General features: G+C 50.7%; 12 protein-coding genes. 11 read left to right on the top strand and 1 reads right to left on the bottom strand.

Features of this window, described 5'->3' with window-relative positions; genetic code table 11:
* Nucleotides 1–134: 134 nt before the first annotated feature.
* The 6 genes from htpG (at nucleotide 135) to ACTG33_RS02690 (ending at nucleotide 6213) form a co-directional block, all read left to right on the top strand.
* Nucleotides 135–1979 (top strand): molecular chaperone HtpG, encoded by a 1845-nt coding sequence (gene htpG, locus ACTG33_RS02715; RefSeq protein ID WP_439133665.1) that lies wholly within the window; start codon nucleotides 135–137, stop codon nucleotides 1977–1979.
* 305 nt (nucleotides 1980–2284) lie between these two features.
* The gene (locus ACTG33_RS02710) at nucleotides 2285–3304 is read left to right on the top strand and encodes an NAD(P)H-dependent glycerol-3-phosphate dehydrogenase (RefSeq protein WP_439133646.1); all 1020 of its coding nucleotides are present in this window, start codon (nucleotides 2285–2287) and stop codon (nucleotides 3302–3304) included.
* Nucleotides 3305–3353: 49 nt separating this feature from the next.
* The gene (locus ACTG33_RS02705) at nucleotides 3354–3632 is read left to right on the top strand and encodes a DUF4389 domain-containing protein (RefSeq protein WP_439133645.1); all 279 of its coding nucleotides are present in this window, start codon (nucleotides 3354–3356) and stop codon (nucleotides 3630–3632) included.
* Nucleotides 3633–3783: 151 nt separating this feature from the next.
* Complete coding sequence (sixA, locus tag ACTG33_RS02700; RefSeq protein WP_439133644.1) at nucleotides 3784–4248, top strand: phosphohistidine phosphatase SixA; 465 nt, start codon at nucleotides 3784–3786, stop codon at nucleotides 4246–4248.
* 139 nt (nucleotides 4249–4387) lie between these two features.
* Nucleotides 4388–5263 (top strand): alpha/beta fold hydrolase, encoded by an 876-nt coding sequence (locus ACTG33_RS02695; protein ID WP_439133643.1) that lies wholly within the window; start codon nucleotides 4388–4390, stop codon nucleotides 5261–5263.
* Between the two features lie 59 nt (nucleotides 5264–5322).
* Nucleotides 5323–6213: a DUF4892 domain-containing protein gene (locus tag ACTG33_RS02690; RefSeq protein WP_439133642.1), complete on the top strand. Its 891-nt coding sequence runs from the start codon at nucleotides 5323–5325 to the stop codon at nucleotides 6211–6213.
* 83 nt (nucleotides 6214–6296) lie between these two features.
* Here the strand turns inward: ACTG33_RS02690 and folE are convergent, their stop codons facing one another.
* On the bottom strand, nucleotides 6297–6836 hold the full coding sequence (folE, locus tag ACTG33_RS02685; protein WP_439133641.1) for a GTP cyclohydrolase I FolE: 540 nt from the start codon (nucleotides 6834–6836) through the stop codon (nucleotides 6297–6299).
* Between the two features lie 399 nt (nucleotides 6837–7235).
* On the opposite strand from folE, the gene ACTG33_RS02680 reads away from it, so the two are divergent.
* The 5 genes from ACTG33_RS02680 to ACTG33_RS02660 all read left to right on the top strand — a co-directional run bounded on the left by ACTG33_RS02680 (nucleotide 7236) and on the right by ACTG33_RS02660 (nucleotide 12675).
* On the top strand, nucleotides 7236–7997 hold the full coding sequence (locus ACTG33_RS02680; protein ID WP_439133640.1) for a sulfite exporter TauE/SafE family protein: 762 nt from the start codon (nucleotides 7236–7238) through the stop codon (nucleotides 7995–7997).
* Between the two features lie 178 nt (nucleotides 7998–8175).
* Nucleotides 8176–9090, top strand: coding sequence for a 50S ribosomal protein L3 N(5)-glutamine methyltransferase (prmB, locus tag ACTG33_RS02675; RefSeq protein ID WP_439133639.1), 915 nt, complete (start codon nucleotides 8176–8178; stop codon nucleotides 9088–9090).
* Nucleotides 9091–9264: 174 nt separating this feature from the next.
* Entirely contained in the window at nucleotides 9265–10377 is a 1113-nt protein-coding gene (gene aroC / locus ACTG33_RS02670) for a chorismate synthase (protein WP_439133638.1), read from the top strand.
* An 8-nt stretch (nucleotides 10378–10385) separates the two neighbouring features.
* Nucleotides 10386–11573 (top strand): MFS transporter, encoded by a 1188-nt coding sequence (locus tag ACTG33_RS02665; RefSeq protein WP_439133637.1) that lies wholly within the window; start codon nucleotides 10386–10388, stop codon nucleotides 11571–11573.
* 214 nt (nucleotides 11574–11787) lie between these two features.
* Nucleotides 11788–12675, top strand: coding sequence for a hypothetical protein (locus ACTG33_RS02660; RefSeq protein WP_439133636.1), 888 nt, complete (start codon nucleotides 11788–11790; stop codon nucleotides 12673–12675).
* The last annotated feature ends 4 nt before the right edge of the window (nucleotides 12676–12679 follow it).

The following is a 12679-nucleotide window of genomic DNA, read 5'->3' as shown; positions in this document are numbered from 1 at the left end:
GAAATCCCATCACCAACCCCCATCTCAACAGTCATACAATTTATTCCCAAACACAGACGTTCAGGAGCCTTTGAAAAATGACTGTGGAAGCGCAAAAAGAAACTCGCGGTTTTCAGACCGAAGCGTAGCAATTACTGCATTTGATGATTCACTCTCTTTACTCCAACAAAGAGATTTTCCTGCGGGAACTGGTGTCTAATGCTTCGGACGCCGCAGACAAGCTGCGTTTTAAAGCCCTTACGGATGACAGCCTGTATGAAAATGACTCGGAACTAGCCATCCGCATCGAATTCGATAAAGACGCTAAAACCGTTACCATCAGCGATAACGGTATTGGTATGACCCGGGATGATGTGGTTGAGCATCTGGGTACCATTGCCAAATCCGGTACAGCACAATTTCTGGAAAACCTTTCCGGCGATGAGAAGAAAGACTCCCAGTTGATTGGTCAGTTCGGGGTGGGTTTCTATTCTGCATTCATTGTTGCCGACCGGGTTGAGGTCTTTACTCGTCGTGCCGGCACGCCTACTGCTGAAGGTGTTCATTGGGAGTGTACCGGTGAGGCAGAATTTACCGTTGAAACCGTTGAGAAAGCGTCTCGCGGTACCAAGATTGTTCTGCACTTGAAGAAGGATGCGGAAGAGTTTGCCGATGGCTGGCGTCTGCGCTCCATCATCAAAAAGTACTCTGACCATATCTCTCTGCCGGTGATCATGCAGAAAGAAGCCGTGGGCGAAGAAGAGGAAAAGCAGGAGCCAGAAGATGAAACCATCAACAGTGCGACGGCACTGTGGACTCGCTCCCGTTCAGATGTCAGTGATGATGAATATAAAGAGTTTTACAAGCATGTGTCTCATGACTTTCAGGATCCTCTGAGCTGGAGCCACAACCGCGTTGAAGGCAAGCTGGATTACACCAGCCTGCTGTATATCCCGGCAACTGCTCCTTATGACCTGTACAATCGTGAAGCCTCTCGTGGACTGAAACTCTACGTACAGCGCACGTTTATCATGGACGACGCAGAGCAGTTTCTGCCCATGTACCTGCGTTTTATCAAAGGTGTGGTGGACTCCAACGATCTCTCCCTGAACGTGTCTCGTGAGATCCTGCAGAAAGATCCCAATATTGATGCCATGCGCAGTGCACTGACCAAACGTGTACTGGATATGTTGACCAAGATGGCTAAAAACAAGCCTGAGGACTACACCACTTTCTGGAACGCCTTTGGTGATGTTCTGAAAGAAGGCCCTGCTGAAGATTTCACTAATCGTGAAAAGATCGCTTCTCTGCTGCGCTTCTCCACGACGCACACGGACAAGTCTGAGCAGGATCAGTCGCTGGATCAGTACATTGAGCGCATGAAAGAAGGGCAGGACAAGATCTACTACGTCGCTGCAGAAAACTTTAATACTGCCAAGAACAGCCCACACCTTGAAGCGCTGCGTAAAAAGAATATCGAAGTGTTGCTGCTATCTGACCGTGTCGATGAGTGGCTCATGGGCCACCTGATGGAGTACAAAGAGAAGCACTTCCAGGATGTTGGTAAAGGCCAGCTGGATCTGGGTGAACTGGATACTGAAGAAGATAAAAAGGCTCAGGAAGAGAGCGCCAAACAACACGAAGATCTGGTTAAACGTGTGAAAGATGTGCTGGAAAGTCGTGTTGACGATGTGCGTGTCACGAACCGTCTGACAGGATCCCCGGGTTGTCTGGTCGTCGGTGAGCACGATATGGGCGCACAGATGCGTCGTCTGCTGGAGCAGGCGGGTCAGGCTGTGCCGGATTCCAAGCCGATTTTTGAAATCAATCCGGAACATCCATTGGTGGACAAGCTGGATCACGAATCTGATGAGGATCGCTTTGCTGATTTAGCCAATGTCCTGTTTGATCAGGCGTGTCTGGCGGAAGGCGGCACTTTGGAAGATCCAGCGGCTTATGTCGCGAAGCTGAACAAGTTGCTGCTCGAACTGAGCAACTGATTCGGTTGATCTGACATTCGCTTTACCGCTTAAGCAACGCAGAGATATACGGCGCCATATTTGGCGCCGTATTCTCTTGTGCTTGGCACTTTGAGAGCATGGCGTCGGGTCTTATTCTTTGTGTAATACAACTATCTTTGTGTAATACAGGCTTGCTTCTCTATAATAGCGCTATGGTTGGTCGTTTCTGAGCTGGAAGCTTCCCTCCATGTGTTCTTTTCTCTGCACATGGTTAACGGTGATTGCTGTTAAACATCATTCGTTACCAAGCAAAACGTGCGTCACACAATCGGGCAGAATCATTAATGTCGAATGAATTAACCATTGCGGTACTGGGTGGTGGCAGTTTTGGCACCGCGATCGCCAACATTATCGCGGTCAATGGTCATCACACTTATCTTTGGATGCGCGATGCAGAACGAGCTGCTCGCAGTCAGGCATCACGGGAAAACCCCGAATATCTGCCGGGTTATCCGCTGGATGACAATCTCACCATGACAGCCGATTTGACGCAGGCTGTAACCAACAGTGATGTGGTTTTTATTTCTGTACCCAGCCAGTCCTTTCGTGATGTGACTCGGCAGGTAGCGCCTCTTCTGAAGTCTGAAGCTATTGTCATCAGTACTACCAAGGGGATTGAATCAGAAAACTTCACCTTGATGAGTCAGATTCTTGAGCAAGAATTGCCGAATGCTCATATCGGTGTATTAAGCGGGCCAAACTTTGCCAAGGAAATTGTCCAGCAGCAACAGACTGGCTCAGTGATCGCGAGTGACGACGACAGTGTTATCAAATGTATTCAGGATATTCTCTGTTCACCCACGTTCAGAGTCTATGCCAACAAAGACCGCTATGGCGTTGAGTTGGGCGGAGCCCTGAAGAATATTTATGCGATCGTTTCAGGATTGGCAGTGGCCGTGGGGTCAGGGAAAAACACTCAGGCCATGTTACTGACTCGCAGCCTGGCTGAAATGGGCCGTTTCGCCCATGAAATGGGCGCAGACCCGATGACCTTTTTGGGGTTGGCCGGGGTTGGCGATCTGATTTTAACCTGTACGTCGGATTTGAGTCGTAATTACCGAATCGGTCAGGCCTTGGGGCAGGGAAAAACCCTGGAGAAGGCTATTGAGGAAATCGGACAGGTGGCCGAAGGGGTCAATACAGTTCGGATCGTTAAGCACAAAGCTGACGAATTAGGTGTTTACATGCCGCTGGTGAGTGGCATGTATGATATTTTATTTGAACAGCGTCCTCTGGCTGAAGTGGCTCAAGGTCTGATGATGGGTGAGCAGAACGATGATGTGGAATACTCTGGTAAGAGTTAAGCCAAAATTTGAAGCGGTTGATGAGTTTTCAAGTTGTAAGGGTAATTGAATGGACGAAAAAATGAAGTCTAACCTGTTGTCCAGTACGCACTGGTTACGGCTGGTGTTTATGGTGCTGTTTGCTGTGATTTTGCAAGTGGCGGCTGCGGTGATGTGGGTTGTGGTGATTCTGCAATTCCTGTTTTCCCTTTTTACCGGGCAGAATAATGACAACCTTAGAAGGTTGGGACATTCTCTCTCCGTCTTTATTTTCCAGACATGGCAGTTCCTGAGTTATAACAGCGAAGAGAAGCCTTACCCGTTTCAGGACTGGCCGGAGTCGAAGTGACAGAAGTGCAGTCGAACTACCAGAGCTACTAGAACTACTAGAGCTACCAGAACTACCAGAACTACCACCTGCGGTAGATCGCAGGGCATGAAGGGCCAGGCCTTTCTACACGCCAAACATTCACCTCTGGAGAGCAAGCTGGAGCAGTAACATGCAAGCCTTTATCCTGCGGCACGGTGAAGCCCAATTGTTTGCCGACAGTGACCCGGAGAGGGCACTCACCTCCGTCGGCTATCAGCAAACCTTGGACATTTTGTCGGAGTCACAGGCCGAATTAAAGGCCGTGACCCGCATCATTGCCAGTCCCTATGTGCGGGCACAGCAAACAGCGTCTTTGGCCTCAAAGCTGTTGTCTTTACCGGTAGAAACCTCGGATCTGCTGGTTCCGGAGGGCCGTTTGCCTCAGGTCGCCCAGTTGTTGGATTCTGTGAATCACGATATTCCGTTATTGGTCAGCCATCAGCCATTGGTTGGTGAGCTGGTTAATTGGCTCTGTGGTTTGTCACCAGGTCGTCAAGTAATGGGTACCAGTGCATTGGCTCATGTGGAAGCCGAAATCGTTGCTGGTGCTTGTGGTTCTTTGCTATCACTTAGGCAGCCTGGCATGTCCCAGTGACTGTCTTGTTCAACGACCGTCTATTTTTCATTAACCGGTTTCCTCTCAATGGCCGCTTTCTTTCTATGACTGCTGTTCTCTCTATGACTGCTGTTCTTTCAAAGGCAGCGTTTTTAGTCGTTAAGGGCTTTTCAATAATATGACTACCACTACCCCCGATACACAGCCTCACACAGCCACACAGCCTAACCAACTCAGTATCAGTGCGCAGGGTATGACCTTTGCCGCTCAAGCCTGGGGTGATCCTTTAAATCCACCGGTTCTCGCATTGCATGGCTGGCTGGATAACAGTGCGAGCTTCTATCGCTTGGCGCCCTTTCTGAGTGACCATTATGTGGTAGCCCTCGACACCGCGGGGCACGGTTTCAGTGATCATCGTCAGCATCAGGGGCCGTACAATATCTGGCAGGATGTGGGTGAGGTGTTTGCTATTGCCGACGAGCTGGGGTGGGAGCGTTTTGCGCTGTTGGGACATTCACGGGGAGCCATCATCAGCACGTTGTGTGCAGGTACCTTCCCAGAGCGAATCACTCATCTGGGATTGCTGGATGGCTTTATGCCTCAGCCAATAGCGCTGGAAAAAGCTCCGGAGCAGTTGGCGCAATCCATCATTGAGAACCAGCAGGTTAAGGCTCACGGGGTGTATAAAGAGCGAAAATTGATGGAGCGAGCCCGAATGATTGGCTTGTGGGCTTTATCTCCAGAGGCTGCTTCGGCTCTGGTTGAACGGGGTGTTCAGGAAGTGGAAGGCGGTTACTGCTGGCGAAGTGATCCTCGTCTGAGTACGGCTTCTGCATTGAAGCTTTCTACTGAGCAGATTGCAGCGTTTGTGGGGCGTGTTCAGGCGCCGGCCAAGCTCTTACTGGCTGAAAAAGGGCTATTGACCCGTTTTGCGCAAGTGCTTTCGGTGCCCGAGAATTGGTCGATAGAAAACTTGCCGGGCAATCATCACTTCCACATGGAGGAGCAGGCTGAAGACATTGCAGGGATACTCAACCGATTCCTGGGTTGCTAGACTGTATACGACAAATAGCGATATTGAATGCACACAACAAATAATACAGAAGAATACCAATGCCTATGAAGTTTTTGCCTTTGCTATGTATTACGTCTTTATTCACCCTCTGGGGGGCGAGCGTTTCTGCATTTTCTCTTGCGCATTTTGAGCGGGCCTCTGTGATGTTTGAGAGTCAGAGTGAGGTAACAGATTATATTCTGACGCTGGGGACCCTAAAAAAGGTGGATGGCCGTTGGCGTGCAGAACGTGAACAGCGTTTAAGCGGTCAGCTCAGTCGTTTGACACAAGAGTTGGAGGAGAGACGCTCAGAGGAGGAGGCTTTTGAATTCTATCGTGATCAGGCGCTGAAAATGGGCGGCCAGGAGTTGTTCCTGTGTGAATCCCGTCGCTGCGGCAGCAGTGGTACCTGGGCGAATCAGCGATTTGATATCAAACAGCTCTACGGTCTGGATCAGTACCAACATTACTCAGCGTTGGCTATTAATCTTAAGGACGGTCAGCAGGCATACATCGCTCTCTACGCTGTGCGCCGAGGCACGGGTCGCAGTTATGTGCAGGTGGATATTCTGACCACGTCAAATCGAATCAACCTGTTCAGTAGTTCAGAGGTGGTCACTGAGCGGTTGCGCGGCGGACGGGAGTTCAGGTTGCCTGAGTTGACGGACGGTCAACTTGAACCGGAACAACTTGAGGCTGTGGTTAATGCTCTGAGAGTCCAGCGCAGCTGGTATATCGGCATTGTCGGACTTGATGTCGCGGCTGGGACAATTGAGCAGCAGCAGGCGCGATCTCTGGAATCTGCCACAAGGGTTCTCAAACAGCTGGTTGAGGGTGGTATTTCAGAGGATAAGTTACGTGCTTACGGTGTTGGCGGTCTGGCTCCCAACTCCATCCCCGATGACCGGGAAACCAGTGTGAACCTGGTGAAGATAGTACCTGAGGGCTAATACCTGAAAACAAAAGGGTAAAAGGCAAGGGTAGCGGTCGCCAGAGCCTTGCCTTTGGGGAGAGTTGAAGAGCTGGTATTCAGTTATCGGATAAGGGAGAGAAACTCCGTACGGGTAGCCGCATCGTCTCTGAAACAGCCCAGCATGGATGAGGTTTTCATGGATGAGTTCTGCTTCTCAACCCCACGCATCATCATGCACATGTGCTTGGCTTCAATAATGACACCGACACCCGCCGCTTCGGTCACATCCTGAATGGTTTCAGCGATCTGAACTGTCAGTTGTTCCTGGATCTGCAGGCGACGGGCAAACATATCCACGATGCGCGCTATTTTAGACAGCCCCACCACTTTTCCGGTAGGAATATAGCCCACATGAGCTTTGCCAATAAAGGGCAGCATGTGGTGTTCGCACATGGAATACAGCTCAATATCCTTCACGATGATCATCTCGCTCGAGTCGGATGGGAACAGGGCGCCATTCACGACCTCATCGATCGACTGTTGATAGCCCTGAGTCAGAAACTTCATGGCCTTGGCGGCGCGTTTGGGCGTGTCCTGTAGACCTGGGCGATTGAGGTCTTCACCTATGGCACGAATGATGTTGGCGTATTGCTCTTTCATCGGGATTCCTCAAGGGATCTTTTGTTCATATATCCCCCCTTAATATAGTCTCAACGGGTGTCATCCCGTCCGGTAGGTGTTTACCGGAAGAGCGGCAGGGGTGTGGTGCTCTGGCGAGCCTTGTGGGGGCTGTACCCTACGTGAAGCCTATGCGACGGTAAAGTATTTTTTCATATTGATTCATGCGCCAAACTCCTTCGAAAATGGCTTCAATCGGCCTTTGCAGGCCGTTCTCTGGTGATTTTAGAGAAAAAGGGTAGACTGTGCCGGTTTTTACTGGGGCAATAGGCGAATGGTGTCCTTATTCTCGCCTCGTTCTCGCCTCAGAAGTGCAATTTATGGTGTAGAGCGGTAGTCGGTCATATGCTTTGGAGCAGTTTATGTGTTGTGGAATAGTCCATGTTTGAATTGACGCCGGGCTTTGTTGCTCTGCTTCTGGGGACGGACTTGATTGCTGGTGTGATAAATACCCTGGCAGGCGGTGGTTCGAATCTGACTTTGCCGGCTCTGATGATGATGGGGTTGCCAGCCGATGTGGCCAACGCCACTAACCGCGTGGGTGTTTTTTGCCAGTGTGTCGTGGGCCTCAAAGGCTTTGATCGCCATGGCAAGCTGGAGCGTACAGACCTCAAAGGCATTCTGATTCCAACGCTCTTGGGTGGGCTGCTGGGAGGTCTGTCGGCGTCATTTTTACCGGTATCCTTGCTGAAGCCCGTGTTGCTGGGGACCATGGTCGTTATGGCACTGCTGATTTTGTTGAAGCCGTCTTCCGTGATGCCAAGTGCGGAGGAGCTGGCTGGCCAGGTGAAAGGAAACCCCAAAGCCTGGGTAGCCTTGCTGCTGGCCGGTTTTTATGGCGGTTTTGTACAGGCCGGCGTGGGGTTTGTGTTAATTGCCGCGCTAGCGGGCGTACTGCGTTATGATCTGGTTCGAGCCAATGCGTTAAAGCTTCTCTGCTCAGCAGCGTTCACGGCCGTCGCATTGGCTGTGTTTATTTGGCAGGGGCAGGTGGCTTGGGTTCCAGGCTTGATTCTGGCGGTCGGAACCATGACTGGGGCACAGCTGGGCGTTGGCATGGCTTTGAATATCAGCCAGAAGGCGCTTAAGTGGTTCTTGTTTGTAATGACACTATGCGCCAGTGCAGCAGCCCTGTATTTCTAGACGCTGTATTTCGAGACACTGTATTTCTAAGCGCTGTATTTCTAAGCACTGGGCTTCTAGGCGTACCGGGTTCTATGTTGACTGCCTGTAGTGTTGCATCAGTGCCGCATCAGTGCTGCATCGCTAAAAGCACATGGCTAACCCGCGTGTTTATTGACTATTTTCAGAGGCTGATACCTTGATTGAAAAACGTGAATCTCCCATTCAGGAGCTGTTGTCCATTCGCGACTATTTACGCTGGGCAACCAGCCGCTTTAACGCCGCCGGGCTGTTTTTTGGGCATGGGACTGATAACGCCTGGGATGAAGCTGTTCAGTTGATTATGCCCAGTCTGCATCTGTCGTGGGACAGTCCGCCACATCTGCTTCATGCTCGATTGACGCTGGCGGAGCGACGCCTGCTGATTGATTTGATTGAGCGGCGCATCGAAGAGCGCATTCCGGCAGCTTACTTAACTGGGAAAGCCTGGTTTGCGGGGCTGGAATTCAATGTGGATGAGCGGGTGTTGGTACCAAGATCCCCGCTGGCGGAAAGTATTGCGCAGGGTTTTGAGCCCTGGTTGAGCGTGTACCCAGCGAGGATTCTGGATCTGTGTACAGGCAGCGGCTGTATTGGTATCGCTTGCGCGGACACCTTTACGGATGCTGAGGTTGTGCTGAGTGATATTTCGCCCGATGCTATTGAGGTTGCCCGGTCCAATATCCAGCTACACCGTCTGGAGGATCAAGTGACCGCAGTGGAGTCTGATCTGTTCTCTGGACTGCAGGGACAGGAGTTTGATTTGATTGTCACCAACCCTCCGTATGTGAACTCTGAAGATCTGTCGGCGATGCCTGCAGAGTTTCAAGCCGAGCCGGAAATTGCGCTGGGCAGTGGTGACGATGGTCTGGATTTTACTCGCCGTCTGCTGAAAGAAGCCCGAACTTATTTGTCGGATCAGGGGTTGCTGGTGGTGGAAGTGGGTAACAGTTGGCCGACTCTGGAAGCTGAGTTCCCAGGTGTACCTTTTACCTGGTTGGAATTTGAGCAGGGCGGGCACGGTATCTTTGTGTTGACCGCGGAGCAATTGGATCAGTTTCAGACAGAATTCTAGCGTCTGTTCCTCTGGCGACTATTCACGCTTGTATGAGCTGGATCTCCCGAGTGAGCAGCTTTCACAGAAAGTGCGTATAATCCATGCTCTGCGTTATAAACGCCCCATTTATCCAAGTTTTCGATGTAAACAAAACAGTCGATTACCTAAAACGACCAAAAGAACGAGTTTGATATGTCCGGTAATACCTTTGGCAAGCTATTCACAGTGACCTCCTTTGGCGAGAGCCACGGCCTGGCTTTGGGCTGCATTGTTGATGGTTGCCCTCCGGGCCTGTCACTGACAGCAGAAGACCTGCAGCACGATCTTGATCGTCGCAAACCCGGGCAGTCCCGTTACACCACTCAACGTCGCGAGGCGGATCAGGTCAAAATCCTGTCCGGTGTGTTCGAGGGGAAAACGACAGGAACCCCCATTGGTTTGTTGATTGAAAATACCGATCAGCGTTCCAAGGACTATTCCAATATTAAAGATCAGTACCGTCCTGCCCACGCGGATTATCCCTACATGCAGAAATACGGTGTGCGGGATTATCGCGGCGGTGGCCGCTCCTCCGCTCGTGAGACTGCCATGCGGGTAGCTGCTGGCGCGATTGCGAAGAAATACCTGAAAGAGTTTCACGGTATTGAAGTGAAGGGTTATCTGTCTCAACTGGGACCGATTAAAATCGACACGGTTGATTGGAATGAAATCCACAACAACCCGTTTTTCTGTCCTGATGCCAGTAAGGTCGCGGAGATGGAAACCTATATGCAGGCCCTCAATAAAGAGGGTAATTCTGTGGGTGCCAAGATCTCGGTAGCTGCCACCGGTATGCCTCCGGGGTTGGGTGAGCCGATTTTTGATCGTCTCGATGCGGATCTGGCCCACGCTCTGATGAGCATTAATGCAGTGAAAGGGGTTGAGATCGGTGCGGGCTTTGATTGTGTTGAGCAGAAAGGGACCGAGCATCGCGATGAAATCACCCCGGAAGGCTTTTTGTCGAATCAGGCGGGCGGTGTTCTGGGTGGGATTTCCACCGGTCAGGATCTGTTGGCCAGCCTCGCGTTGAAGCCAACTTCCAGCCTGCATTTGCCTGGCCGCAGTGTCAATGTGCACGGTGAGTCAGTTGAGGTAGTCACCAAAGGGCGCCACGACCCCTGTGTCGGTATTCGCGCAACGCCTATTGCTGAAGCCATGATGGCATTAGTGATTATGGATCACCTGTTGCGTCATCGCGGTCAGAACGGCGGTGTGGAGCATAATTTTCCGGTAATTCCCGCGGCTGCGCCCGAGAGCGAATCCTAGTCAAGTTGGTGTCTTTTAAAGGCATATCAGGCCGGAAGATTCCCTATTGGCGTCTTTCCGGTTTTTACTTTTTCTATTTTGCTCTGCTGGGCACCATAGTGCCTTTTCTGGGGCTGTATCTGCAGTCCCTCGATTATTCTCCGACCGAAATCGGTCAAATCTTTGCCGTGATGATGGCCACCCGTATTGTGGCTCCCAATATCTGGGGGTGGCTGGCTGACCATACCGGGCGCCGGCTATCCATTATCCGATTGGGCTCCTTCCTGGCGTGTGCCAGTTTTTCTTTTATGTTATGGAAACAGGGTTTCCTGTGGATAGCCGCAATCATCGCTGCCTACAGTTTTTTCTGGAATGCGGTGCTTGCCCAGTTTGAAGTGGTGACTTTGAACTTTCTCGACGGCATGACTCATTACTATGGTCGTATCAGGCTGTGGGGTTCAGTTGGGTTTATCGTTGCCGTTGTGGTGCTTGGGTATGTATTCGACAGTTTGTCCGTAGCGTATATGCCGGTTGCCGCTTTGGCGTTTCTGTTTTTCATCTGGATCAGCTCACTGACCGTTCGTGAGCAGAAAACGCCTTTAGCCGAGCATCATTTAGAAAAGGGCTTTTGGCAGATTTGTTTGTCAAAGTCGGTTCTCAGTTTCCTGCTAGCTTCCTTTTTGCTGCAAGTCAGTTTCGGCAGTTATTACACTTTTTACAGTGTGTACCTCGAGGGGCTGCATTACAGCCGCACGGCTATTGGTTTGTTGTGGGGGTTGGGGGTAGTAGCTGAAGTGGTGGTGTTCTGGTTTATGCATCACTTTATGAATCGCTTTGGTCTGCGGCAGATTATGTTGTTGACCCTGTTTGCTACGGCAGTACGCTGGTGGCTAATAGGTTGTTACCCTGATAATCCTGGCGTGTTGATTTTTGCACAATTACTGCACGCTTTTGCTTTTGGTACGGCGCATGCGGTGTCTATTGAATTTATCAGGCGCTTTTTTCAAGGTGGGAATCAAGGGCAAGGGCAGGCTTTGTACAGCGCGGTGAGTTTTGGGGCTGGTGGAGCCGTGGGAGCCTTGTTAAGTGGATGGGTCTGGAGCGCCAGTCCGGTAGCCTCATTTGCTTTTAGTACATTGTCTGCGGTACTCGCGTTTGCTCTGGTGTTCTGGGGTGTTAGAGGCGATACAGTTGAAAAGTGTTTGAGAAGAATGTAAAAATTACTTTCAATACGTACGGAATAGCCTCACAGTGATAGGTGAATTGCCGTTTTCCAGATTGGTTGTTAATCAATGCCGCTGACTGGAAGAGTGTGAGTCGTAATCAATGTATCCGTATTAAACTATAAAAATAACGATTCACGTTCTATAAAAGCACGCTGTATAAAATAGATAAATTCTAAAAATAAAAGAAGTTTTCAGGAGAGTGTCTGTGTCAAGGAGTCTTATTGGCGGTTTGTTGTGTGTCTGGTCTTTAACGGCTGGAGCAGAAACATCCTGCCCTCAAATATCTTGCAACTGTGAATCCATCCCGGATAAAGCCTGGTCCAACGAGTGTCGCAAAGAAGAGCAGCAGCTCAAAAAATCGTGTGCAGATGGTGCCGGAGTCGGGGTTTGTCGAGTGTCCGGTATCAATGTCGGATCGGTGGAGTTACTGCTGGGCAAGATGGACGATCAGCCCATTGCTGACGAAAAATCTACCATCGAAAGGGGTCAGTTGTTGTCCTGGGCTGTAAGGGAAGCGAATACTCTGGCGAAGTCTCTGCAGGATAAAGGTGATTGGCTTGGGGCTCTGTCACAGCGTAAACGTGAAGCTAAAGGGCGGCATCAGCTCTATCAGTTGGCGGCCAGTTTGAGTGATTATTACGATGCTCGTGCAGATGATAAGAGGCGAGAGGCGCTCTATAAATCACTGGTTGATCGCGATATTGAAGATGCGAAAAAGTCTGCTGCGGAAGCAGAAAGCTTATGGCAGTCCTTAGCGGACACTCCGGAAGATCAGTTAGCCGTTAAGCGGGCCTTGGCTCAGAAATTGTTGCGAAATGCCAGTGACAGTCAGGCTTTATCTGCGGATGCTGAGCGCCGAAATAATGACACTGAATTGTCGGCGGAGCTGTGGCGATTGTCAGCGGAATATTCTTCAAAACTGTTGCAGTGGAAGCGAGAGGGCGGAAGCAGTGACAAGGTATTGGCGTTTTACCGTCAGAGAGCAGCGGCTCGATGGTATCAGGCCGGGTTGATGGCTCTGATGGATGATGATGAGGAGGCAGCCCAGTTGGCTCGAAAACAGTCGGAAGCCCTGTGGTTGGCCGGTAAATAATTCG

Origin of the sequence: Pseudomaricurvus sp. (assembly GCF_965662505.1) — a bacterium.
Classification (GTDB): domain Bacteria; phylum Pseudomonadota; class Gammaproteobacteria; order Pseudomonadales; family Cellvibrionaceae; genus Pseudomaricurvus.
The sequence above is the reverse complement of the archived record's forward strand: the minus strand, read 5'-3'. Positions and strand labels throughout refer to the sequence as shown.